Raw genomic sequence first — 22,234 nt, forward strand, 5'->3', positions numbered from 1 at the left:
TGCGGCGAGCCGCCGTCCGGCGGCTCGCCGCGCGTGTCAGCGGGCCGCGGCGCCGACGGTGAGATCGGTGCCGTTCGGCGCGGCCTTCGGCAGCGGGGCGTCGGCGACGCCGAGGCGGCGCGCGGTGTCCAGGAGGTCCTGGAGGCCGGCGGTGTCCGGGCCGCCCGACTTGATCAGGCGCAGCAGGAGCGCCGAGAGGGTCAGGTCCCGCACGCCGCCCGTGTCGACCGCGCCGAGCACGCGCGACAGGTCCTCGGTGAAGCTCGCCGAGCCGTCCAGCCACGGACCCGCCACCGCCCGCGCGACCTCGGAGTTCTGGACGAAGCCGTCCACGCTCTTGCCGAGGGCGACCGACCCGACCAGGCGGTCGAAGAAGACCGAGTCGCCGCCGACGATGCTGATGTCGGCCTGCTCCAGCCCGGTGGCGAGGACGGTGGCCTGCGCCTCCGCGACCTTCTGCTGCACCTCGATGCCGGCCATCCGGACGTCCTTCTCCGCCTCCAGGCGCAGCCGGTACTCCTCGTGCTGGCGGGACGCCTCGTCCAGCGCGGCCATTGCCCCGGCCTTCTCGGTCAGCCCCTCGGCCTCGGCCTTCAGGCTCTCGCGGATCCGGTCGGCCTCGGCCATCGCCTTCTCCCGCGCGACCGCGGCCTCGGCGCGCCCGACCTTCTCGATGGCCTCGGCGTCGCGCTCGCGCACCTGGACCTCGGCGAGCCCGGCCGCGGCGGCCTCCGCGCGGAGCCCCTCGGCCAGCCTGATCTTCGCCTGCGCGTCCAGCTCGGCGGTCTCCTGCCGGGCCTGCGCCAGCGTCAGCTCCTCGCGGGCGCGGTGCGCGGCGGCCGCCTCCGCCGCCTCGGCGGCCTTGATGTCCTTGACCAGGTTCTCCTGCGCCTCCGCCTCCGCGTGGATGATCACGGACTGGCGGGCGCGCTCGGCCTCCTCGACCGCGCGGAGCCGCTTGATGGCCTCCTCCTGCTCGGCGACCGTCCGCTCCACCGCGATCCGCTCGCGGACGACGTTCGCGATCTCCCGCTTCTCCGCCTCGACCTCCTTGTCGGCCGCGATGCGGGTCAGCTGCGTCTCGCGCTCGCGGGCGATGACCTCCAGCAGGCGGTCCTTCTCGATCCGCTCGCTCTCGATCGCGAGGACCCGCTCCTTGTTCTTCGCCGCGACCGACACCTCGCGGTCCCGGTTCTCGTTCTGGACGCCGAGCTGCTCGTCGGTGCGCAGGTGCGCGGCCTGCGCCCGCAGCCGCTCCTCGGCCTTGACCCGCTCGATCTCGGCGGCCTCGCGGGCCCGGACGGTCTCGACCTCGCGCTCCTGCCGCAGCTCGGCGTCCGCCTGCCGGCGCTCCAGCTCCAGGATCGCCTCGCGCGCCTCCACGTTCTGGCGCGTGATCTCCTTCTCCTCGTTGCGGGCGTGCTCGTTGGTGCGGACGTGCTCGATCGCGGTCAGCTCGGTGATCTTCCGGATGCCCTGGGCGTCGAGGATGTTCGACCTGTCCAGGGAGAGCAGGGGCGTCTGCTCCAGGTGGTCGATGGCGGCGTCCTCGAGGCTGTAGCCGTTCAGGTCCGTCCCGATGACGCGGATGATGTGGTCGCGGAACTCGTTGCGGCGGGTGTAGAGGTCGGCGAAGTCCAGGTGCTTGCCGACGGTCTTCAGGGCCTCGGAGAACTTGGCGGCGAACAGCTCCTGCAGCGTCTCCTGGTTGCTGGCGCGCTCGGTGCCGATCGCCTGCGCCACCTTGATCACGTCCTCGACCGTCTTGTTGACGCGGACGAAGAACGTGATGCGGATGTCGGCGCGGATGTTGTCCTGGCAGATCAGCCCGTCCCGGCCGGTCCGCTCGATCTCGATCGTCTTGACCGAGATGTCCATGAGCTCGGCGCGGTGCAGGACGGGCAGGACGATCGCGCCGGTGAAGGTGACGTCGACCTTCTTGAGCTTGGAGATGATGAGCGCGCGGCCCTGGTCGACCTTGCGGAACAACCGGGTCACCATGAGCACGAGGCCGAGGGCGACGAGCAGCGCGAGAGCGAGGAGCACACCGGCTCCTATCGTGATGGTGTCCATCGAGATCCCTGTCTGCCAGAGGGGATGAGAACGCGGGGGGCCGGGCGGGGCCGGGAGTCCTAGCGGGGGCCGGGAGCCGTGTCGTACGGCATGACCCAGAAGAAGCGGCCGTCCGGATCGATATCGAAGATCAGTGCGGTGCTGCCGGTGGTGAGGCCGGTGCCGGCCGCGGCGCCCGCCACGGGCACGTCCATGGCGTGCTGCCGCACCTGGACGATCGCGGACGAACCGTCCGGGGCGGTGACCTCCGCCTGGCCGAAGTCCGGCCCGACCTGCCCGGTGCGGATGACGCACGGCAGGCCGACGAAGTCGCGCAGCGACGCCTCGGCCCGGCCCTGGAAGACGCGCCGCAGCGGCAGGACCGCCGCCCGCGTCCCGATCCAGGCGACGACCAAGGCGAAGGGCAGGACGAGCGCCCGGAGGACGGCGCCGTCCAGCAGCGCCGAACCGGCCAGGCTGACGAACCAGGCAAGGCCGACGAGCACCGACAGCACGACCGTGGCCGGGACCCCGCCCAGCCCGAGCGGTGCGAGGTGCTCGGCCGCGAACCCGTCCTCGGCGCCGGCGCCGGCCCCCGTGTCGGCATCGGCGCCGGCGCCGAGGAAGTCCACTCCGAGGCCGCCGAGCAGGACGAGCGTCCAGTACCCGGCCACGACCAGGAGAGAGAAACTGAAAAGCGCGGTCGGAAAACCGAGCGCGACATCGACGAATTCGCCCATTGAATGCACGCTTCCGCATCGAGACGGCATGAACTGCGGAAGGGCGCACCGCTACGGCCGCCCGACCGTGAGGAAAGGCTTCGTCAAGCGAAGAAGGGGACCAGCTCAGCTATCCAGGAAGGCGTGCGCCCAGAACACCCGGAAGAAGACGGGGGGCGCGTCGCGGCTCGGAGCGCCTTTGCGCCGCGGAGCCGGCGGGACGAGAAAGTGCCGGGGAGTCATAGACCCTCCTGATCGGAGACGTATCCTGTCTCGCCGACCAGGCTTCCCGGCACACCGAGAGACACTTTAACTCATTTGCCGGGCTAACGGAAGCCTTTTACCCCGAACTCGGGCATCGCGCCCGTCCGTCGGCGGGGAAACCCGTTAATGGCGGCCGACCCCGGACACCGTTTCCCGTAAACCCCGGCCGCTATTTGCTACAAGTGTCGTAGACCGGGACGGCCCCCTCGCGCCGGGGCGGGCGCGGGAGGACGAGGATGCGGCCGAGGCAGGCCAGGAGCAGGCCGAGCGCCCAGCCCGCGACGGCGTCGGTCGGCCAGTGGTACCCGAGCGTGACGACGGCGACCGCGACACCCGCCGCCATGGCGTGGGCGGCGGCCGTCCAGGCGCGGGAGGCGCCCGTCACGGCCGCGATGAACAGCAGGCACGCCGCCGCGTTGGCGGCATGCCCGGACGGATAGGACAGGACGCCGTCGGCGAACAGCAGGTCGTGGCCGGTGCGCGGCGGGGTCCGGGCCAGCGCGACCTGCGTTCCGCGCACCAGGAGTTCGCTGCCCACCAGCCAGATTCCGGCCTTGACCAGCAGGGCGGGGCTGCGCCGCCGTCGCGCGGCGACGACGGACGCGATCGCGGCGAGGGAGCCGACGAGCCAGTACTGGCCGCCGTTCACGACCGTCCGCCACCAGAGATGCCAGGCGCCGCCGCGCGGTGGCAGCCCGTCGGCGAACATCCGCCCGTCGAGGTGCCGCAGCGGGCCGCCGAGCAGGACGTCCAAGGTCACCGCCACCGCGACCAGTGCGGCGACCGCCGCGAGCGCGTAGGGCGGCCTGCCGTCTCCCGTTCCGGACGCCTTCACCGGCATGCGGCCGGCACCTCCCCCGAGTCTGCTACTACATTTGTAGCAGTTCGACTAGGGTCGGTGGAGACGGCCGACGAGCGGAGGATGACGATGCCTTTCTGGGACAAGCTGCGCGAGTCAACCCAGACCATGCAGACGCAGCTGCTCAGTAAGAAGAACGAACTCAAGAGCGGAGCGTTCCGTGACGCGAGCATGGCGATGTGCGCGCTCGTCGCGGCCGCCGACGGCAGCGTGGACCCGTCCGAACGGCAGCGCACCGCGTCCCTCATCGCCTCCAACGAGGTGCTGCAGAACTTCCCGGCCGACGACCTGCAGCGGCGGTTCAACGACTACGTGGCCAAGCTCACCGCCGACTTCGACTTCGGGAAGGTGGCGGTGCTGCAGGACATCGGCAAGACCAAGAAGAGGCCGGCCGAGGCGCGCGCCGTCATCCAGATCGGCATCGTGATCGGCGGCGCGGACGGGCACTTCGACCAGAGCGAGAAGGCCGCCGTCCGCGAGGCCTGCTTCGCCGTCGGCCTCGACCCCGCCGAGTTCGAGCTCTGAGGGGTGGCGCGGCCCGTCAGCGGAACGCCAGCACCGACAGCAGGAACGACACGAGGACGTGGTCGAGCTGGAGGGTCGCGGCGGTCAGCGACCCGGTGACGACGCCGTTGCCCATGAACAGCAGCGGGCCGGTGACCGTGTTCTTGGCCGGGGGCGTGCCCATCAGCGCCTCGACCCGTTCGACGACCCCGGACTCGGCGAACGCGCTCAGCGGTCCGGGGTCGCGCGGCTGCGCGAGGGCGACCTTGGCGATCGTCCGGGCGACGGCGGCGCGGTCGCCGGTCGCCTCCGCGGCGTCCTCGTCCGCCCAGCGCTCCGTGGCCAGCCGCAGCCGGGCGGCGAGGGGGCGCAGCGGCGGCAGGACGGCCGAGGCCAGCGCCCCGGCGGCGAGGTAGCGGTGGTGCCGGTGCCTGAGGTGGGAGCTCTCATGCTCGAAGACGACGTGGAGCTCCTCGGCCGTCAGCTTCCGCAGCAGGCCCCGGGAGACCAGGACCCCGCCGCGGCGGCCGGGGACCGCGACGGCGATCGGGACCTCGGTGTCGAGCGGCTCGCGGGCGTCCGCCCGCGCGGCGCGGAGCGCGGCCGCCCCCCGGGCGGCGGCCCTGCCCGCGGCCGCCAGCCCGGCCGCCGACAGCACGGCCGCCGGGATCCCCACCGCGTCCGGGACCGGCCGGTCGTCTCCGAACAGCGCCCACTCGGGGACGTGCGCCGCGGCGGCCGGCGCCAGCGTCGCCGCGTAGTTGACGGCCACGAAGAAGCCGGTGCCGAGCGCGGCCACGCCGGTCAGCGCCCCGGTGGTCGCCAGCAGCCGCGCCGACCAGGACGGGTGGAGCCGCGACGGCGCCTTCGCCAGCACGGCGCTCAGCGTCAGCATGATGGCGAGGGGCAGGAAGGTGTACCAGTTCACCCGCCGGCCTCCGGACGGTCGAGGAACTCGCGCAGCTTGCGCGCCTCCTCGGCGCTGAGCGACCGCGCGAACCGGTTCAGCACGTTGCCGGGGTCGCTGGCGTGCCGCAGGTGGTCGCGCATGCGCCCGGCCACCAGCTCGGACTCGTCGACGGCGAGCCGGTACCGGTAGTGCCGGCCCGTCCGGGTCCGCGAGACCAGCTTCTTCTCGTGGAGCCGGTGCAGGATCGTGTTCACCGTCGTGTAGGCGGGGTCGCCGTCCAGCCGCTCCACCAGTTCGGCGGTGCTGGCCGCCCCGCCGAGCCCGGCCAGCGCGGCGAGCACCTCTGCCTCCAACTGCCCGAGCGGCCTGCGCCCCACCGTCCTCAGCCCCCCTTCCGCAGCACGTCCGGCTCGAGGTAGACGAGCCGGGCGATCGGCACCGCCGCGCGGATGCGGGCCTCGGCATCGTTGATCGCGTCGGCGACCTCCCGCGCGTCGTCCTGGAGGTCGACGGCGACCTTCGCGGCGACCAGCAGCTCGTCCGGCCCGAGGTGCATGGTGCGCATGTGGATCACGGCGGGGACGTCGCGGCCCTCCACGATCGCCTGCCTGATCAGCCGCACGTGCTCCGGGGTCGCCGACTCCCCGATGAGCAGGCTCTTGACCTCGGTGGCCAGCACGATCGCGATGGCCGCCAGCAGCAGGCCGATCGCGGCGGTGCCGATCCCGTCCCAGACGCCGTCACCGGTGACGAGGGTCAGCCCGACGCCCGCGAGCGCGAACACCAGCCCGATCAGCGCCCCGGTGTCCTCCAGCAGGATGACCGGCAGCTCCGGCGACTTGGAGCGGCGGACGAACTGCACCCAGCCCGCCCGCCCCCTGCTCCGGTTCGACTCGCGGACCGCGGTGCGCAGCGCCGCCCCTTCCAGGACGATCGCGACCAGCAGGACGGCGATCGGCACCCACTGCCACTCCTCGATCGGGTGCGGATCGGCGATCTTGTGCCAGGCCTCGTACAGGGCGAACAACCCGCCCAGGCTGAACAGCACGATCGCCACCAGGAAGGCGTAGATGTAGCGCTCCCGTCCGTAGCCGAACGGGTGCTCCTCGGTCGCGTCCCGCTCCGCGCGCTTCCCGCCGATCAGCAGCAGCGCCTGGTTGCTGGAGTCGGCGACCGAGTGGATCGCCTCCGCCAGCATCGACGACGACCCCGTCAGCGCGAACGCCACGAACTTGGTGGCCGCGATGCCCAGGTTCGCACCCAGCGCGGTGACGACGGCCTTGGTACTGCCTTCGGCGCTCACGGACTCCCCTGTCGTATCCGCACCCCGGAACGTCCGGCTAAGCGTAGGCGGTGATCGCGGGCAGCATGTCCTGAAGGGTTCGCCCCTGGCCGGGTTCGCCGCCGCGGCGGTGCGGGGATGGCTCTTCGCGCGTCCGCGACCTGGCGATGCGCTCATTAGTGTGGTTCCGGCAGATCCGCGTGGACAGGACCGCGCTGACCGGAAGGGCTGGGCATGGACGAGTTCGATGTCGTGGTGGTGGGGGCCGGGCCGACCGGGGAGAACCTGGCGGAGCGGGCGCACGCCGGCGGGCTCAGCGTGGCCGTCGTGGAGAGCGAGCTGGTGGGCGGGGAGTGCTCGTACTGGGCGTGCATGCCCAGCAAGGCGCTGCTGCGCCCGGCCGCCGCGCTGGCGGACGCGCGGCGGGTGGCCGGCGCACGCGAGGCGGTCGGCGGGACGCTGGACGCGGCGGCGGTCCTCAGCCGCCGGGACGAGTTCACCTCGCACTGGAAGGACGACGGCCAGGTCTCCTGGCTGGAGGGGGCCGGGCTCGTCCTGGTGCGCGGCCACGGGCGGCTGGACGGGCCGAAACGCGTCGTGGTGCGGACCCGGGACGGCGGGCAGCGGGTGCTGACCGCCCGGCACGCGGTCGCGGTGTGCACGGGTACCCGCGCCGCGCTGCCCGACCTGCCTGGACTGGCCGAGGTCCGTCCCTGGACCAGCCGCGAGGCGACCGCCTCCGAGCGGGTTCCGCCGCGGCTCGCGGTCGTGGGCGGCGGCGTGGTGGCGTGCGAGATGGCCACGGCCTGGCGGGCGCTGGGCAGCGAGGTGGTGCAGCTGGTGCGCGGGTCGCGCCTGCTGCCCCGGATGGAGCCGTTCGCGGGAGAGCTGGTGGCCGAGGGCCTGCGCGCGGCCGGGGTCGACCTGCGCTTCGGCACGTCCGTCACCGCCGCCCGCCGCGACGGAGCGGTGGTGCTCACCCTGGACGGCGGCGAGACGGTGACCGCGGACGAGGTTTTGTTCGCCACCGGACGGGTCCCCGCGACGGCCGACCTCGGGCTGGAGACGGTCGGGCTGGCCCCGGGCCGGTCGATCGAGGTCGACTCCACCGGGCTGGCGGCCGGCGTGTCCGGCGGGTGGCTCTACGCGGCGGGCGACGTCAACGGCCGCGCGCTGCTGACCCACCAGGGCAAGTACCAGGGGCGGATCTTCGGGACGGTGATCGCCGACCGCGCCGCCGGACGTCCGCTCGACACCGCCGAGTGGGGGCGCAGCGTGGCGACCGCGGACGAGCGGGCGGTGCCGCAGGTCGTCTTCACCGATCCCGAGGCCGCGGCCGTCGGGCTCAGCCTGGAGGAGGCGACCCGGGCCGGGCACCGGGTGCGGGCGGTCGACTACGACTTCGGCGGCGTGGCCGGGGCCTCGCTGTACGCCGACGGCTACCAGGGCCGCGCCCGCGCGGTGGTCGACCTCGACCGCGAGACGCTCCTCGGCGTCACCTTCGTCGGCGCGGGCGTGGCCGAACTGCTCCACTCGGCCACGGTCGCGGTCGCCGGCGAGGTCCCGATCTCCCGCCTGTGGCACGCCGTCCCGTCCTACCCCACGATCAGCGAGATCTGGCTCCGCCTCTTGGAGGCCTATCGCGGCTGAGCCCGTCCGGCGGTCTGAGATGGGACCGAGCCGTCCTCGGACAGCCGGCCGTCGGTCATGGAGTACACGCGGTCGGCGGCGGTGAGCCGGGCCAGGTCGTGGGTGACCATGACCGTGGCCAGCCGCCGGTCGCGGGTGAGCCCGGCCAGCAGCTCGACGACCTGCTCGCCGCGGTGGTGGTCGAGGGCGCTGGTGGGCTCGTCCACGAGGAGCACCTCCGGGCCGTTCATCAGCGCGCGGGCGATGTTGACCCGCTGGCGCTCGCCGCCCGACATCTGGTGCGGCCGCTTGTGCTCCATGCCGGCGAGGTCCACGGCGGCCAGGAGTCCGCGGGCCCGGGCGGCGGCCCGCCGCGGCGACCGGCCGGCCATGTGCGCCATCACCGTCAACTGGTCGAGGGCCGTCAGCGAGGCCGGGAGGTTCGGCTGCTGGAAGACGATGCCGATGTGGTCGCGGCGCAGCCGGGTCCGTTCGGCGGGACGCAGCCCGGTGGTCTCCCGGCCCGCCACCAGCACCGTCCCGGCGGCGGGGGCGATGAGCGTCGCGGCGACGGCCAGCAGGCTCGACTTGCCGGATCCGGACGGCCCGACGACCGCGGCGAACTCGCCGGGCCCGACCGCCAGGCTCACGTGGTCGAGCGCGGTGAGGGTGCGGTCCCCGTCGGGATAGGTCAGGACGACGTCGGTGAGGGCCAGGCTCATCGTGCGGCTCCCAGCGCGGTCAGCGGATCGACAGAGGTGATCTTGCGGATGGCCAGCGCGGCGCCCGCCGCCCCGAGGACGACCATCACCGCGACGGGCAGCACGGTGGTGGCGGCCGAGACCACGAACGGGACCCGGTCCCCGATGGCGAACCCCGCCAGCCCTCCGACGGCGCCGCCGAGCCCGGCCCCGGCCAGGAGCACCAGGACGGCCTGGGCGAGCGCGTCGCGCAGCAGGTAGCCGGTGCTCGCGCCGAGTGCCTTCAGCACGGCCACGTCGCCGCGGCGCTGGATCGTCCAGACCGTGAAGAACGCGCCGATGACCAGCGCCGAGATGGCGAACAGGAAGCCCCGCATGAGTTGCAGCGACCCGTTCTCGGAGGAGAACGACGGGATCGCGGACTTGGCGTCCCCCTGGGCGATGGTGGTGGTGGCGAGCCGCCGGTCGGCCGCGTCCAGGTCGGCATGGCCGGTCTCGCGGAGCAGCAGGACGGTCGCGGCCCGGTCGCCGCCGGACGGTTCCAGGGCGCGCCAGTCGTCGATCCCGATCCAGGCGACCGGCGTGTGGCTGTAAGAGGAAGCACTGCCCTTACCCGCCACGGTGAGCCCGTGCCCGAAGACCTGCACCCTGTCGCCGGGCGCCAGCCCGGTGCTCTCGGCCAGCTCCTCCGACAGCACGATCTGCCCGGACGCGGGCGGGTGCGCCCGGTTCCCCGGAGCGACCCCGAAGAGCGCCGCAGGCGCGCCGCGTTCACCGGACGGGCCGAAGGACATCCGGCCCATCGAGATGCCGAGCGGCTCGGCCCTCACCCCCGGGACGTCCTGCCAGCCCTTCGCCGTCGCCGTACCGATCCGGCTCCCCGAGAAGGTGGCCTCACCGCCGAAGACGATGTGGTCGGCGGGCAGGTCCTCGACGGCCGAGGCGCTGTCGCGCGCCAGCCCGGCCGTCAGCCCGGACAGCAGGGTCACCAGCAGCGTGATGAGCAGCACGACCGACCCCATGAGCGCGAACCGCCCCTTGGCGAACCGCAGGTCCCGCAGTGCCACGAACACCGGCGCCCCCGTTCCACGTGATCTGGGATTGACGTCTCCCAGCGTGCGCCGCGGGGCCGTCCCGGCACATCGTGCGCCGGGACGCGCGGAACGCCTTCTTCCGGACGGCCGGACATCAACCTTTCGATCGATGCGACCAGGGGAACCCGTCGCCTACGCTGAGTGAGAAATGCCGAACGATCCGTTCTCGCCGGCGGTGCGGCTGCTCGGCTGGGCAGTGCACGGCACCTTCCTGGTGCTGCTCGCGATCGCCCTGGTGCGCACGCTGCACGACGGGCAGGCGGGGGCGGCGGCCGGGGGGTTCGCGCTCGGCGTCCTCTATGCCGGCGGGGTGGTCTGGGCCGGACGGCACCGGACGCCTCGTCCGATCCCTGCCCGGTTGTGGCTCGCGCTGCTCACCGCGGGCTGGGCGGGGCTGGCCCTGGCCTCACCCGACTTCGTCTGGCTGGCCTTCCCGCTGTTCTTCCTCTACCTGCACCTGCTGCCGCTGCCCGCCGCGCTGCCCGGCGTCGTGCTGCTGACGGCCGCGGCGGTCGCGGCCGTGGCCTGGCACGGCGGCGGGGTCACGCTGGCGGAGGTGCTGGGCCCGAGCATCGGCGCCTCGGTCGCCACGCTCATGGCCCTCGCCTACCGGGCCCTGTACCGGGAGAGCGAGCAGCGCCGCCGGCTCATCGAGGACCTCGTCCGCACCCGCGAGAAACTCCTCGGCGCGGAGGCCGACGCGGCCCGGCTCACCGAGCGCGAGCGCCTGGCCCGCGAGATCCACGACACGCTCGCCCAGGGGATGTCCAGCATCATCCTGCTGCTGCGCGCCGCCCGCCGCGACCTCGACACCGACCCGGGCGCCGCGCTCGGACGGCTGGCGGAGGCCGAGCAGGCCGCCGCGGAGAACCTCGAGGAGGCCCGCAACTTCGTACGCGCGCTGGCCCCGCCCGCCCTCCAGCGGTCGTCCCTGCCGGACGCGCTGCGCCGTCTCACCGAGTCGGCCGCCGCCCGTTCCGCGGCCCGCATCCGCTTCGAGGTGTCCGGGTCCCCCGCCGAACTCCCGGTCGACTACGAGGTGGCCCTGCTGCGCATCGCCCAAGGGGCCCTCGGGAACGCCGCCAGGCACTCCGGCGCCGAGAACGTCGGAGTCACCCTGACCTACCTTGACGACATGGTGGTGCTGGACGTCTACGACGACGGCCGCGGCTTCGACCCGGCGGCGGGCGGCGGGCGTCCACCGGAGGACGGGCCGGGCACCGGCTACGGGCTGCGGACGATGCGCGACCGGGCCCGCGCCCTGGGCGGGGCGCTCACCGTCGAGTCGGCCCCTCGGGAGGGGACGGCCGTGGTCGCGACCCTGCCGCTGCCCGAGGGCGAGGAGCGGCGGTGAGCGGGCCGATCCGCATCCTGCTGGTGGACGACCATCCCGTGGTGCGCTCCGGGATCCGCGCCATGCTCGCCGACCAGCCCGACTTCGTGCTGGTCGGCGAGGCCGCGACGGGACGGGAGGGCGTCGAGGAGGCGCACCGCCTCTCCCCCGACGTCGTGCTCATGGACCTGCAGCTCGGCACCGGGATCCACGGCAGCGAGGCCACCCGCCAGATCACCGCCGCCGGGCCGGACGCGCCGCGCGTCCTCGTGCTCACCACGTTCGACACCGACTCCGACATCCTCGCCGCCGTCGAGGCCGGCGCCACGGGCTACCTGCTCAAGGACGCGCCCCCGGACAGGCTGTTCACCGCGATCCGGTCGGCCGCCGCCGGCGACAGCGCCCTCGCGCCGAGCGTCGCCTCGCGCCTCCTCGGCCGGATGCGCTCGCCCACCGCGACGCTGACCGCCCGCGAGCTGGAGGTGCTGCGGCTGGTCGCCGAGGGGCTCTCGAACCGGCAGATCAGCAAGCGGCTGTTCCTCAGCGAGACCACGATCAAGACGCACCTGGTGCACATCTACGCCAAGCTCGGCGTCGACTCCCGCACGGCCGCGGTCGCCGCCGCCACCCGCCGCGGCCTGATCCGCCCCACCTGACCGCCTCCCGCACCGCGCCGCCCGGGGCCGACCACTCAGACCCGGGCCTTCTCCGCGGCCTTGACCAGGGCGGGCTCCGCGGGGCGGCGGCCGGGCATCCACCAGTTGGCCTTGCCGCACAGTTCCATCACGGCGGGCACGAGGATCATCCGGACGACGGTGGCGTCGATGAGGACGGCGACGGCCATGCCGAGGCCGATCTGCTTGACCGACACGTCGGAGCCGAGCAGGGACGTCCCGAAGACGGCGATCATGATGGCGGCCGCGGCCGTGATGACCTTGGCGGTGCGGGCCAGCCCGCGGGTGACGGCCGCCCGGGTGTCGCCGGTGCGCTCGTACTCCTCCCGGACCCGCGAGATCAGGAACACCTCGTAGTCCATGGACAGGCCGAACAGGAGCGGGAACATCATCATCGGGACCCAGGTCGTGATCGGCATCTCGGTGGGGAAGCCCAGGGCCGAGCCGAGCCATCCCCACTGGACGACCGCCACCAGCACGCCGTAGGCGGCGCCGATCGACAGCAGGTTCATCACCGCGGCCTGCACCGCGATCGTCACCGACCGGACGAGCGCGATCAGCAGCACCAGGGACAGGGCGAGGACGACCGCGACCATCAGGGGCAGGCGCGCGCCGACGTCCTCCGCGACGTCGATCGCGGCGGCGTTGGGCCCGCCCACCTGGACCTCGGCGCCGCCGGGCGCCTTGGGCAGGACGTCGTCGCGCAGCTCGTGCACCAGGTCGGCGGTCGCCTCGTCCTGCGACCCGGTCTTCGGGAAGGCCATGAACGTGGCGGCCCGCCCGTCCTCGCTGATCCGGGCCGGAGTGACGGAGGCGATGCCGCCGGTCCTGCCGACCGCCTCGACGACGGGACGCAGATCGGCGTCCGCCGAGCCGATCCGGGCGGCGAAGATCAGGGGCGCGCCGTAGCCGGGGCCGAAGCCCTCGGAGAGGATCTCGTAGGAGGTGTAGCTGCTCCGGTCGCGCGGCTGGACGCTGGCGTCGGGCAGGCTCAGCCGCATCGACAGCGTGGGAGCCGCGAGCACGAGCAGGCCGGCGCCCGCCAGGACCGCCGCGAGCAGCGGCCGGCGCTGCACCGTCACGGCCCACCGCTCGGCCGGGGGGCGCCGCTCGGCGGAGCGCGGGCGGGGCGCGCGGCGCGGCAGCCGCAGCGAGTCGATCCGGTGGCCGGTGAAGCCCAGCAGCGCCGGCAGCAGGGTCACCGCGGCGACCATCGTGACCAGCACGGTCACCGACGCGGCGATGGCCACGCCGGTCATCAGCCGCTGCCCCATGACCACCAGGCCGAGCAGCGCGATCACGACGGTCGTGCCGGCGAACAGCACCGCGTGGCCCGCGGTGGTGATGGCCCTGACCGCGGCGCTCTCGGGCTCGTCGCCGTCCTGGCGCGCCTCCCTGTAGCGGGTCACGATGAACAGCGCGTAGTCGATGCCGACGCCGAGCCCGACCATCGCCGCGACGAGCACGGTGAAGTCCGGCGCGGGGACGAGGTATCCGACCAGCCTGATCAGGGCGATGCCGCCGAGGATCGCCATCAGCGCCGTCATGATCGGCAGGCCCATCGCGACCAGGGACCCGAAGGAGACGAACAGGATCACCGCCGCGGTGAGGATGCCCACGCCCTCGGTCGGCCCCTGCGGCGGCGTCTCGGCCTTCTCCGCCCGCTCGCCGCCGAGCCCCAGCGTCACGCCGTCGCCGGAGGCGTCCTTGACCTCGTCCACGAGGGGCTTGACGGCGGTCTTCTCCACCTCCTTGTCGGTCAGCGGGATGGTCATGCGGGCGATGCGGCGGTCCGGCGTCACCTGGGCGGCGTCCTGGTACGGCGAGGTCACCGGCCCGGTCAGGGGCGAGGCGTCGAGGTCGGCGACGACCTTCTCGATCCGCCGCCGGGCGGCGGGGTCGTCGATCCCCTTCGACGCCTTGATCGCGAGGGTCAGCGTGTCGCCCTGCCGCTCGGGGAAGTGCCGCTCGATCAGTGCCTGCGCCTTGGCGGATCCGGAGTCCCCGCCGGAGAAGTCGTTGTCGGAGGCGGCGCCGTAGCCGAAGCCGGCGAAGGCCACGGCGGCCACGCCGAAGATCCAGGCCAGCAGGACCAGGCGGCGCCGCCGGTGGCAGAACCGGGCCAGCGCCGCGAGGGCGCCGTCCGGCCGCGGAGTGGAGGAATGATCGCTCATGGCGGCGATCGTCGCGCCGGCGGGGCGTCCGCCGCGTCTGCCGACGATCGGCCGCGCCTACACGATCGGGCGTACGCCGTCCGGGCGGCGCTACACCGGACGGAGTAGCAGGTCACGCGGCTGAGCGCAGCGGCGCCCGCGCACCGGCTCGGTACGATCGCGTCATGGAACGCCATACCGGGTCGTTCTCCCTGCGTGCGGCGACGCACGACACGCTGCTCGCGCTCTTCGTCACCGTGATGCAGGTGCAGGGGACGGTCGCCCGCGTCGCCGCCGAAGGGGCGACCCGCCCGCTCGCCGACCTGGGGAACCTCGGGTACGCGCTGCTGGCGGTGAGCGGCCTGGTCCTGGTCGTCCGCCGCCGGTGGCCGGTGCCGGTGTTCGCCGCCACCGCGCTCGCCAGCCTCGCGTACTACGCCGTCGACTTCCCCGACGGGCCCGGCTGGCTCGGGCTCTTCGTCTCCCTGTACACGCTCGCGGCCTACGGGGACGGGCGCCGCTCCCTGCTGATCGCCGGTACGGGGATCGCCGTGCTCGCCGCCGTCTGGCTGTACCAGGCGGCCGACATCGAGCCCCGGGCCGCCATCGGATGGGTGTTCTTCCGCATCGGCGCCTCGGTCATGAGCGCGGCGCTCGGCGAGTCCGTCCGGTCCCGGCGGGTCATCGCGGCCGAGGCGCAGGAGCGCGCGGAACTGGCCGAGCGGACCCGCGAGGAGGTGGCGCGGGCCCGGGTCGACGCCGAGCGCCTCCGGATCGCCCGCGAGGTCCACGACACCGTCGCGCACGCGGTCGCGATCATCAACGTGCAGTCCGGGGTCACCGCGCACGTGCTCGACAAGCGGCCCGAGCAGGCGCGCGAGGCGCTGCGGGCCATCGAGGAGACCAGTTCCCGGGCGCTGCAGGAGATGCGGGCCATCCTCGGCGTGCTCCGTGACGACGACGACGGCCGTGCACCGCAACCCGGCCTGGACCAGATCGACGAACTCACCGCGAAGGCGCGCGAGGCGGGGCTCGACGTCACGCTGGACGCGTCCCCGCCCACGGCGCCGCTGCCGGGCGCGGTGGGAAGCGCCGCCTACCGGATCCTTCAGGAGTCGGTCACCAACGTGATCCGCCACGTCGGCCCCACCCGGGTGACGGTCGCACTGAATCCGGGGACCGACGCGCTGGAGATCCGCGTGACCGACGAGGGCCGCCGCACTGGAGGCGGGAACGGCTCCGCGTCCGGCGGAACCGGCTCGCGCGGGCCGGGCCGCGGGATCCTGGGCATGCGCGAGCGCTGCCGGCTGCTCGGCGGCGAGTTCGACGCCGGGCCCACGCCGGGCGGAGGCTTCGAGGTGACGGCCCGGCTGCCCCTCGCGCCGGCCGGACGGCCGCGGTGAGCGCGGCGCCCGCGGCGCCCATCAAGGTGCTGCTCGCCGACGACGAGGGGCTCGTGCGGTCCGGGTTCCGGCTCCTCATCGACGTCGAGGACGACATCACCGTGGTCGCGGAGGCGACCGACGGCGCCCGGGCCGTCGAACTGGCCCGCGCCACCTGCCCCGACGTCGTCCTCATGGACATCCGCATGCCGAACCTGGACGGCATCCAGGCCACGGCGCAGATCACCAGGATGCGGGGGCTGGAGGGCGTCCGGATCCTCATCCTCACCACCTACGACACCGACGCCTACGTCTTCGAGGCGCTGCAGGCCGGCGCCAGCGGCTTCCTGCTCAAGGACGCCGGACCGGCCGAGCTGCTGCACGCCATCCGCGTGGTCGCGGCCGGGGACGCCCTGCTCGCACCGCGGATCACCCGGCGGCTCATCGGCCGGTTCACCGCGCGGCACACGGCCTCCAAGGCCGCGCAGGACCGGCTCTCGGTGCTCACCGAGCGCGAGCGGGAGGTGCTGGCCCTGATCGGGCGGGGGCTGAGCAACCAGGAGATCGGCGCCGCACTGTTCATCAGCCCGGCCACCGCGCGCACCCACGTCAGCCGCGCGATGGCGAAGCTGGGCGCCCGCGACCGCGCCCAGCTGGTCGTCGCCGCCTACCAGACGGGCCTCGTCGAGCCCGACGCATGACCGTGGGGCTCGCCGGGGGTCTGCTACGTCCGTGACGGTTCGGACGTGCCGCGTCCGCCGGCCGCCTCGCCACCGCCGGCCGACCGTTCGATCAGGGCCTTCACGAGGCGGACGAGCGCGGCGCGCTGGCCGTCCGGGTCGTCGTCCAGGTCGGGCATCAGCATCCGCCGGAGTTGCGGGGTCGCGAACCACCAGCCGGCCAGGACGATGACGGCGTACAGCAGCTCCCGGGGCGCGAGCCGGGTGTCCAGGCGCCCCGATTCCTGAGCCTTGGCCAGCGCGGCGATCTTCTCGGCGTAGTGCGCGGTCCGCTCGGCCTCGGCCGCCACGGGCTCGTCGTCGGCGGTGTGGAGGCCCTCCCAGTGCAGCAGCCGGACGAAGTGCGGGTGCTCGCGGTGGTAGTCGAAGACCTGCCCGGCGTACTCGCCCAGGTCGGAGGCGGCGCGCTCGTCCAGCGGCACGGCCTCCGCCAGGCGCTCCAGCTCCGTTGTCAGCACGATCGCGAACATCTGCCGCTTGTTGCCGAAGTAGGAGTAGATCCGCTCCTTGTTCACCCCGGCCGTGGCGGCGATCCGGTCCATGCGGGCCGCCTCGGGCCCGTGGGCGGCGAACTCGGCGACCGCGGCGTCCAGGATGAGCCGCCTCGTCCTCGCGGTGTCCCATGCCATGACCCGAGCCTACCGCAATTTCCAACTAACGAGTTGGAATCTGGCGCCGGCCGTGGCAAACTCCAACTAACGAGTTGGAGTTTCCGGGGCTCGCCGGACAGCGGGCCCACCGAACCGAGGTCGCTCCGCACCACGTCCGCCGCCGTCGCGGGTCCCTCGATCCACCTGCGCGCCGCGTTCACCTGGCTGGCCGTGTACCTGATGATCATGCTCACGCAGCTGCTGCTCGGCCCCCTGCTGGGATCGCTTTCGCTGCCGCTTCGAACGCTGGTGGTGACCGGCGTGGTCGTGCCCACCGTCGTGTACGCGCTCGTCCCGGCGATCCTGCGGGCCTACGCCGTGCTGCGGCGCCGCGCCACGGGCCGATACGTGAACCGTACGAAGGGGATGTGCCGGCCGACCTCGCGGTAGTCCTCCACGCTGCCGTCGACGGCGAAGCCCATGAGCTTGCACAACTGCCGCGCGGCGGTCGGGTGGCGGGGAGCGTAGCGGGCCATGATCTCGCCGCCCTCGCCGGCCGGGATGGAGGCCGCGGTCGCCTGGATGCGCTTCCCCCCGATCTGGAGGGTGACGTCCGGGTTCGCCATGACGTTGCGGTACCAGTCCGCTCGTGGCCCGAATCCGGAGGCGGCCACGCAGCCGTGCTCGTCCTTCTGGACGACCTCGATGACGACCTGACGCGGCAGGCCGGAGACGCGGCCGGTGTGCGTGAGCAGCATGACGCGGCGCCCCAGCAGCGGCCCGAGCCCGATGCGGTAGAGCCGGATGGGCAGCCGCCACAGCAGGCGGCGCAGTCCGGTCGGCGGAGCGGGCCTGTCAACGATCTCCATGATTCGGTCCTCACGGTTCGGTCCAGACGGGGTCGGCGGCGCGGGGCGGCGGGTTCGCGGACCCCTCATTCCCGGCCTTCCAGCAGGTCTTCGGCGGCGGACAGGGCGTCGGCGACCGGGAGGTCACCGTCGATCATGCGGTGCAGCATCACCCCGTCGATCGCCCCGGTGATCAGAGTGGCCGCGCCGACGAGCCGCGCCCGCGGCCAGTCCGGGTGCAGCAGCCGGAGGCGGTCCGCGATCAGCACGCGGGCCTGGCGGAGTCCGTCGCGCAGCACGGCGCCCAGGGCGGGGTCGCGCATCGCTCCCACGATCAGTTCGGCGGCCAGCCGGGTCCCCGGCCCATCGCTCGGGGCTCGGGGCAGCAGGCTCCGCATCGTCTCCAGCGCGGCGCGCTCGTCCGGCGCCGCCAGCAGCTCGGCCACCATCGGCCCGACGATCAGGTCCGTGGCCTGGCGGAAGACCGCCTCGTGCAGTCCGGCCAGCCCGCCGAAGTGGTAGTGGATCAGTCCGGGGTTGGTACCGGCGCGCTCGGCCACCGCGCGCGTGGAGACGCCCGGCCACCCCTCGTCGCCCAGCAGCGCGACCCCGGCGTCCACCAGCTGCCGCCGCCGGCGGTCGCCGCGCGGCGAATTTGGTCGATCGGCCAAGTTGGTCACATGGCCAAGTTAGCACGCGCGGCGCGCACCCGGACGGGCTTGTCCGGAAAGTGGGGACCCGCCGCCGGAGAGCGTCTCGTCCGGCGGCGGGCCGGTCTCGCCCTCAGCCGACGCCGAGGGTCAGGATCGGGGCGCCGCTCGGCCGGAGGGAGCCGCCGGCCGGTTCGATCGTCACGCCGATGCGCCGGGCGTCGCCGAGACCCGAGGCGACGACCGGGCGATCCGATTCCGACGGGTTCATCGTCCCGGCCGAGCGCGGTGCGGCCCGGCCGAGCCACCACATCTGGTACGTCTTGGCCGACGGCAGGGGCGGCATCCGGTCCGTGGTGACGACGGCCTTGCCGAGCGAGCGCGACGAGACGACCGTGACGGTGGCGGCGTCCGGCGTCCGGACGGTGGAGGTGTGCGCGTCCGGCGCGCTCATCACCGCGGCGACCTGCCGGTTCAGGGACTGCTCGGATTCGGCGGAGCGCTGGATGCGCCATGCCGCGCCGGCGCCGACCAGCGCCAGCACCAGGCACGCCGCGGCGGCCAGCCAGATCAGCCCGCCCGCGCGGGGGGACGGCAGGCGGCGGGCGAGCGGCGGGGGCGACTGCCGGGTCCGGGCGATCTCCGCCATGACCCGTCCGCGCAGCTCGTCCGGCGGGCGCCGCGCGGCGGCCAGCGCCAGCCGGGTCGCGGTCTCGCGGAATCCGGCGGCCTCGTCGGCGCAGGCCGCGCAGCCGGGCAGGTGGCGCTCGAACCGGCGCCGCTCGGTGCCGGAGAGCGCGTCCAGCGCGTAGGCGCCGGCGAGGCGGTGCGTGTCGTGGTCATGCGGGTCGCGGGTCATGGCTGGACTCCCAGGCAGTCACGCAACCGGATCAGGCCGTCGCGCATCCGGGTCTTGACGGCCGCGAGACCGACACCGAGCAGTTCGGAGACCTCGCGGTAGGTGTAGCCGCCGTAGTAGGCGAGCGTGATCGATTCGCGCTGGGTCTCGGTCAGGCCCCGCATGCAGCGGCGCACCTGCTGGTGCTCCAGCCGGACGCCGACCTCCTCGGCGACCTCGTCGTACTCGGGCGCCGGCGCGGCGGTGCGCTCCTCGCGGTCCCGGTCGGCCTGGCTGGAGCGGACCCGGTCGACGGCCCGACGGTGGGCCACGGTCAGCGCCCATGACGTCGCGCTGCCGCGTTCCGGGCGGTAGTGCGAGGCCTTGCGCCACAGCTCGACCAGGACGTCCTGGGCGATCTCCTCGGCCTGCGCGGGATCGCGGACGACCCGCAGCGCCAGCCCGTAGACGGGCCCGGACAGTCGGTCGTACACGTCCCCGAAGGCTTCCTGGTCGCCGCGGGCGACGCGGCCGAGCAGCTCGGCCAGGTCCGGCGGCTCCGCGCCGACCGTCCCCGCCGGGCGCGGCCCGATGCCCGGTTCGCTCATCTCCACACTGTTGATTCGGCGCGGACGGCCGGATGGATGGGTTCGGATTCCGACGAAGATTCGACCCATCCACCTGCCGTCCCGCCCCGAACACCGGTTGTGACAGACGAACGAGCGACCGGGCCCCTGCGGTGGATCGCCGGCGCGCTGAGCGGCCTGGCCTCCGCCGCGGCGGCGTTGGGGATCGCGGAGCTGGCGGCCGGTGCGCTCGGACGGGCGTCGTCCTCGCCGCTGCTCGCGGTCGGCGCGGGCTTCATCGACCTCACCCCGGGATGGCTCAAGGACTTCGCGATCCGCCGGTTCGGCAGCGCCGACAAGACGGTACTGCTGGCCGGCCTCGGGGCCGGGGTCACCGTGGCCGCCCTGGTCGTCGGGCTGCTGGGCCGACGCCGGCTCGCCTGGGGCCTGGCCGGGCTCGGCGCGTTCGGGGCCGTCGGGGCCGTCGCGGCGCTGACCCGACCGGTCGCCGGGCCCGCCGACGCGGTGCCGTCCGCCGTCGGGGCTCTGGCGGGAATGGCCGCGCTGACCGCGCTGGTGCGCGCCGCCCGCCCCGAGAACGCCGGCCCGGGGACGGAGGTGGATCGGCGGCGCGTGCTGCTGACCGGGGCCGGAGTGATCGGCGTCGCCGCGGCCGGCGGTGCCGGTGGGCGGGCGCTGCTGCGCCGCGGCGACGTCTCCTCCGTCCGCGCGGAGCTGCGGCTGCCGCCACCGGCGAGCCCGGCCCGTCCGGTGCCTCAGGGAGCGCGGGTCCGGGTGGCGGGGATGGCGCCGTTCCGAACGCCGGCCCGGGAGTTCTACCGCGTCGACACCGCGCTCACCCTGCCCCAGGTCGACCCGCGCGACTGGACGCTGCGCGTCCACGGCATGGTCGCCCGCCCTGTCGAGATGTCGTTCGACGATCTGCTGCGCGAGGCGCTGATCGAACGCGACATCACCCTGTCGTGCGTGTCCAACCAGGTCGGCGGGGACCTCGCGGGCAACGCCCGCTGGCTGGGCGCGCCGCTGGCGCCGCTGCTGCGCCGGGCCGGTGTCCGCTCCGGAGCCGACCAGATCCTCTCCCGCTCGGCCGACGGCATGACGCTGTCCACCCCGATCGAGACGGTCCTCGACGGCCGGGACGCGATGATCGCCGTCGGCATGAACGGCGAGCCGCTGCCGATCGCCCATGGCTTTCCCGCCCGCATGGTCGTCCCCGGCCTGTACGGCTACGTCTCCGCCACCAAGTGGGTCGTCGACCTCAAGATCACGCGCTTCGCGGCCGACCGCGCGTACTGGACGGAGCGCGGCTACGCCGAGGACGCGCCGGTCAAGACGTTCTCCCGCATCGACGTGCCGAAGCCGCTCGCCGGTGTGCGCGCGGGACGGGTCGCCGTCGCGGGCACCGCGTGGGCCCAGCACCGGGGTGTCGACGCCGTCGAATGGCAGGTCGACGACGGGCCCTGGCGGGAGGCGCTCCTCGCCCCCGTCCCCGGCCTGGACACGTGGCGGCAGTGGATCGCCGAGTGGGAGGCCGAGCCGGGCTCCCACACGCTCCGCTGCCGCGCCACCGACGGGACCGGCCGCACTCAGCCCGGACACCGCGCCCCGCCGTTCCCGGACGGCGCCACGGGATGGCACTCGGTGGTGGTCACCGTGACCTGACCCGTCCCCTCCCCTGCCCGCGACCCACGTCGTCCTGCACAGGACCGCATCCGGTCCACCGAAAGTTCCGACAAAGGAGTTCACCATGCACCGCAACCGCATCGCCGCCGGCGTCCTCGCGGCCGCCGCCCTCGCCATCGGCGCGACGGCCTGCTCCGGCGACGACGACGGCGACGCCGCCGCGGCCCCGGCCGCGTCGTCCGCGCCGGAGACCTCGATGAGCGGCGCGCCGGCCGCCGAGGGGCCGTTCGGGCCCGCCTGCTCGGCCGTCCCGGCGTCCGGCAAGGGCAGCTTCCAAGGCATGGCCGCCGACCCCGTCGCGACCGCCGCCTCCAACAACCCTGTGCTGTCCACGCTGGTCAGCGCCGTGCAGAAGGCCGGCCTCGTGGACACGCTCAACTCGTCGAAGAACATCACCGTGTTCGCGCCCACCAACGACGCGTTCAAGAAGATCCCGAAGGAGACGCTCGACAAGGTCCTGTCGGACAAGAAGACGCTGACGGGCATCCTCACGTACCACGTCGTCGGCCGGCAGGTCGCACCGAGCGGGCTCGCGGCGGGCGACTTCAAGACGCTGAACGGCGCCATGCTCAAGAGCAGCGGCTCAGGCGAGTCCTTCACCGTCGGGGAGGACGCGAAGGTCGTCTGCGGCAACGTCCAGACCGCCAACGCGACCGTCTACATCATCGACAGCGTCCTGATGCCGCCGAAGTGACCCGCGTCATGGCCGGGCCCCGCCATCCGAAGGGGCCCGGCCGCACCG

The 22,234-nt window shown here is 73.9% G+C and carries 23 protein-coding genes; 9 read left to right on the top strand and 14 right to left on the bottom strand.

Going from position 1 to position 22,234, the window contains the following annotated elements:
• Positions 1 to 36: 36 nt before the first annotated feature.
• The 3 genes from K4S16_RS26880 to K4S16_RS26890 all read right to left on the bottom strand — a co-directional run bounded on the left by K4S16_RS26880 (position 37) and on the right by K4S16_RS26890 (position 3,876).
• A complete protein-coding gene (locus tag K4S16_RS26880; protein ID WP_149261812.1) occupies positions 37 to 2,073 on the bottom strand; it encodes a flotillin family protein in 2,037 nt (678 codons plus the stop codon).
• Positions 2,074 to 2,132: 59 nt separating this feature from the next.
• A complete protein-coding gene (locus K4S16_RS26885) occupies positions 2,133 to 2,792 on the bottom strand; it encodes a hypothetical protein (protein WP_149261813.1) in 660 nt (219 codons plus the stop codon).
• Between the two features lie 412 nt (positions 2,793 to 3,204).
• Entirely contained in the window at positions 3,205 to 3,876 is a 672-nt protein-coding gene (locus tag K4S16_RS26890) for a phosphatase PAP2 family protein (protein WP_149261814.1), read from the bottom strand.
• A gap of 87 nt (positions 3,877 to 3,963) precedes the next feature.
• On the opposite strand from K4S16_RS26890, the gene K4S16_RS26895 reads away from it, so the two are divergent.
• Entirely contained in the window at positions 3,964 to 4,419 is a 456-nt protein-coding gene (locus tag K4S16_RS26895; protein ID WP_149262045.1) for a tellurite resistance TerB family protein, read from the top strand.
• 16 nt (positions 4,420 to 4,435) lie between these two features.
• Here K4S16_RS26895 and K4S16_RS26900 read toward each other — a convergent pair whose 3' ends face one another.
• From K4S16_RS26900 to K4S16_RS26910, 3 genes are read right to left on the bottom strand one after another with little or no spacing between them, the layout of a single operon-like run.
• Positions 4,436 to 5,326: a M56 family metallopeptidase gene (locus K4S16_RS26900; RefSeq protein WP_149261815.1), complete on the bottom strand. Its 891-nt coding sequence runs from the start codon at positions 5,324 to 5,326 to the stop codon at positions 4,436 to 4,438.
• Positions 5,323 to 5,685: a BlaI/MecI/CopY family transcriptional regulator gene (locus tag K4S16_RS26905; protein ID WP_149261816.1), complete on the bottom strand. Its 363-nt coding sequence runs from the start codon at positions 5,683 to 5,685 to the stop codon at positions 5,323 to 5,325. The genes K4S16_RS26900 and K4S16_RS26905 overlap by 4 nt, the downstream gene beginning before the upstream one ends.
• A gap of 5 nt (positions 5,686 to 5,690) precedes the next feature.
• Entirely contained in the window at positions 5,691 to 6,611 is a 921-nt protein-coding gene (locus K4S16_RS26910; protein ID WP_149261817.1) for a cation diffusion facilitator family transporter, read from the bottom strand.
• A gap of 213 nt (positions 6,612 to 6,824) precedes the next feature.
• Between K4S16_RS26910 and K4S16_RS26915 the strand changes: the two genes are divergently transcribed.
• The gene (locus K4S16_RS26915) at positions 6,825 to 8,240 is read left to right on the top strand and encodes an NAD(P)/FAD-dependent oxidoreductase (RefSeq protein ID WP_200842142.1); all 1,416 of its coding nucleotides are present in this window, start codon (positions 6,825 to 6,827) and stop codon (positions 8,238 to 8,240) included.
• Here the strand turns inward: K4S16_RS26915 and K4S16_RS26920 are convergent.
• Entirely contained in the window at positions 8,228 to 8,941 is a 714-nt protein-coding gene (locus tag K4S16_RS26920) for an ABC transporter ATP-binding protein (RefSeq protein ID WP_149261818.1), read from the bottom strand. The genes K4S16_RS26915 and K4S16_RS26920 overlap by 13 nt on opposite strands.
• Positions 8,938 to 9,993: an ABC transporter permease gene (locus K4S16_RS26925; RefSeq protein ID WP_149261819.1), complete on the bottom strand. Its 1,056-nt coding sequence runs from the start codon at positions 9,991 to 9,993 to the stop codon at positions 8,938 to 8,940. The genes K4S16_RS26920 and K4S16_RS26925 overlap by 4 nt, the downstream gene beginning before the upstream one ends.
• Positions 9,994 to 10,162: 169 nt before the next feature.
• Here K4S16_RS26925 and K4S16_RS26930 point away from each other — a divergent pair, with 169 nt between their 5' ends.
• Positions 10,163 to 11,368 (top strand): sensor histidine kinase, encoded by a 1,206-nt coding sequence (locus tag K4S16_RS26930; RefSeq protein ID WP_149261820.1) that lies wholly within the window; start codon positions 10,163 to 10,165, stop codon positions 11,366 to 11,368.
• Positions 11,365 to 12,003 carry a response regulator transcription factor gene (locus tag K4S16_RS26935; protein ID WP_149261821.1) on the top strand — a complete coding sequence of 213 codons (639 nt, stop codon included), beginning with the start codon at positions 11,365 to 11,367 and terminating at the stop codon, positions 12,001 to 12,003. The genes K4S16_RS26930 and K4S16_RS26935 overlap by 4 nt, the downstream gene beginning before the upstream one ends.
• Positions 12,004 to 12,038: 35 nt before the next feature.
• Here the strand turns inward: K4S16_RS26935 and K4S16_RS26940 are convergent, their stop codons facing one another.
• A complete protein-coding gene (locus K4S16_RS26940) occupies positions 12,039 to 14,195 on the bottom strand; it encodes an MMPL family transporter (RefSeq protein ID WP_149261822.1) in 2,157 nt (718 codons plus the stop codon).
• A gap of 164 nt (positions 14,196 to 14,359) precedes the next feature.
• On the opposite strand from K4S16_RS26940, the gene K4S16_RS26945 reads away from it, so the two are divergent.
• Positions 14,360 to 15,577, top strand: coding sequence for a sensor histidine kinase (locus tag K4S16_RS26945; RefSeq protein ID WP_149261823.1), 1,218 nt, complete (start codon positions 14,360 to 14,362; stop codon positions 15,575 to 15,577).
• Positions 15,574 to 16,257, top strand: a complete 684-nt coding sequence (locus K4S16_RS26950) for a response regulator transcription factor (protein WP_149261824.1) — start codon at positions 15,574 to 15,576, stop codon at positions 16,255 to 16,257. Before K4S16_RS26945 ends, K4S16_RS26950 begins: the two co-directional genes overlap by 4 nt.
• Before the next feature lie 23 nt (positions 16,258 to 16,280).
• Here the strand turns inward: K4S16_RS26950 and K4S16_RS26955 are convergent, their stop codons facing one another.
• The gene (locus K4S16_RS26955) at positions 16,281 to 16,925 is read right to left on the bottom strand and encodes a TetR family transcriptional regulator (protein ID WP_149261825.1); all 645 of its coding nucleotides are present in this window, start codon (positions 16,923 to 16,925) and stop codon (positions 16,281 to 16,283) included.
• Between the two features lie 33 nt (positions 16,926 to 16,958).
• Here K4S16_RS26955 and K4S16_RS26960 point away from each other — a divergent pair, with 33 nt between their 5' ends.
• A complete protein-coding gene (locus K4S16_RS26960) occupies positions 16,959 to 17,336 on the top strand; it encodes a hypothetical protein (RefSeq protein ID WP_200842143.1) in 378 nt (125 codons plus the stop codon).
• On the opposite strand, the gene K4S16_RS26965 is transcribed toward K4S16_RS26960, so the two are convergent.
• The 4 genes from K4S16_RS26965 to K4S16_RS26980 form a co-directional block, all read right to left on the bottom strand.
• Positions 17,258 to 17,755, bottom strand: coding sequence for a nitroreductase family deazaflavin-dependent oxidoreductase (locus tag K4S16_RS26965; protein ID WP_149261826.1), 498 nt, complete (start codon positions 17,753 to 17,755; stop codon positions 17,258 to 17,260). The genes K4S16_RS26960 and K4S16_RS26965 overlap by 79 nt on opposite strands.
• Positions 17,756 to 17,820: 65 nt before the next feature.
• Positions 17,821 to 18,414 carry a TetR/AcrR family transcriptional regulator gene (locus K4S16_RS26970; protein WP_149261827.1) on the bottom strand — a complete coding sequence of 198 codons (594 nt, stop codon included), beginning with the start codon at positions 18,412 to 18,414 and terminating at the stop codon, positions 17,821 to 17,823.
• A 103-nt stretch (positions 18,415 to 18,517) separates the two neighbouring features.
• Positions 18,518 to 19,243, bottom strand: a complete 726-nt coding sequence (locus K4S16_RS26975) for an anti-sigma factor domain-containing protein (RefSeq protein WP_149261828.1) — start codon at positions 19,241 to 19,243, stop codon at positions 18,518 to 18,520.
• Positions 19,240 to 19,830 (bottom strand): sigma-70 family RNA polymerase sigma factor, encoded by a 591-nt coding sequence (locus tag K4S16_RS26980; RefSeq protein WP_149261829.1) that lies wholly within the window; start codon positions 19,828 to 19,830, stop codon positions 19,240 to 19,242. Before K4S16_RS26980 ends, K4S16_RS26975 begins: the two co-directional genes overlap by 4 nt.
• A gap of 99 nt (positions 19,831 to 19,929) precedes the next feature.
• Here K4S16_RS26980 and K4S16_RS26985 point away from each other — a divergent pair, with 99 nt between their 5' ends.
• Both K4S16_RS26985 and K4S16_RS26990 read left to right on the top strand, forming a co-directional pair.
• A complete protein-coding gene (locus K4S16_RS26985; protein WP_235037099.1) occupies positions 19,930 to 21,471 on the top strand; it encodes a molybdopterin-dependent oxidoreductase in 1,542 nt (513 codons plus the stop codon).
• An 85-nt stretch (positions 21,472 to 21,556) separates the two neighbouring features.
• Positions 21,557 to 22,186: a fasciclin domain-containing protein gene (locus K4S16_RS26990; RefSeq protein ID WP_149261831.1), complete on the top strand. Its 630-nt coding sequence runs from the start codon at positions 21,557 to 21,559 to the stop codon at positions 22,184 to 22,186.
• Positions 22,187 to 22,234 lie beyond the last annotated feature (48 nt).

Source organism: Actinomadura sp. K4S16 (genome assembly GCF_008327685.1).
In the GTDB taxonomy this organism is placed as follows: Bacteria; Actinomycetota; Actinomycetes; order Streptosporangiales; family Streptosporangiaceae; genus Spirillospora.

Bases quoted from the DNA above. Each gene is read 5' to 3' on its own strand.
- K4S16_RS26930 (WP_149261820.1), top strand. From the start codon at position 10,163: ATGCCGAACGATCCGTTCTCGCCGGCGGTGCGGCTGCTCGGCTGGGCA.
- K4S16_RS26940 (WP_149261822.1), bottom strand. From the start codon at position 14,195: ATGAGCGATCATTCCTCCACTCCGCGGCCGGACGGCGCCCTCGCGGCG.
- K4S16_RS26975 (WP_149261828.1), bottom strand. From the start codon at position 19,243: ATGACCCGCGACCCGCATGACCACGACACGCACCGCCTCGCCGGCGCC.
- K4S16_RS26895 (WP_149262045.1), top strand. From the start codon at position 3,964: ATGCCTTTCTGGGACAAGCTGCGCGAGTCAACCCAGACCATGCAGACG.
- K4S16_RS26945 (WP_149261823.1), top strand. From the start codon at position 14,360: ATGGAACGCCATACCGGGTCGTTCTCCCTGCGTGCGGCGACGCACGAC.
- K4S16_RS26980 (WP_149261829.1), bottom strand. From the start codon at position 19,830: ATGAGCGAACCGGGCATCGGGCCGCGCCCGGCGGGGACGGTCGGCGCG.
- K4S16_RS26880 (WP_149261812.1), bottom strand. From the start codon at position 2,073: ATGGACACCATCACGATAGGAGCCGGTGTGCTCCTCGCTCTCGCGCTG.
- K4S16_RS26890 (WP_149261814.1), bottom strand. From the start codon at position 3,876: ATGCCGGTGAAGGCGTCCGGAACGGGAGACGGCAGGCCGCCCTACGCG.
- K4S16_RS26915 (WP_200842142.1), top strand. From the start codon at position 6,825: ATGGACGAGTTCGATGTCGTGGTGGTGGGGGCCGGGCCGACCGGGGAG.
- K4S16_RS26990 (WP_149261831.1), top strand. From the start codon at position 21,557: ATGCACCGCAACCGCATCGCCGCCGGCGTCCTCGCGGCCGCCGCCCTC.
- K4S16_RS26920 (WP_149261818.1), bottom strand. From the start codon at position 8,941: ATGAGCCTGGCCCTCACCGACGTCGTCCTGACCTATCCCGACGGGGAC.
- K4S16_RS26955 (WP_149261825.1), bottom strand. From the start codon at position 16,925: ATGGCATGGGACACCGCGAGGACGAGGCGGCTCATCCTGGACGCCGCG.
- K4S16_RS26885 (WP_149261813.1), bottom strand. From the start codon at position 2,792: ATGGGCGAATTCGTCGATGTCGCGCTCGGTTTTCCGACCGCGCTTTTC.
- K4S16_RS26965 (WP_149261826.1), bottom strand. From the start codon at position 17,755: ATGGAGATCGTTGACAGGCCCGCTCCGCCGACCGGACTGCGCCGCCTG.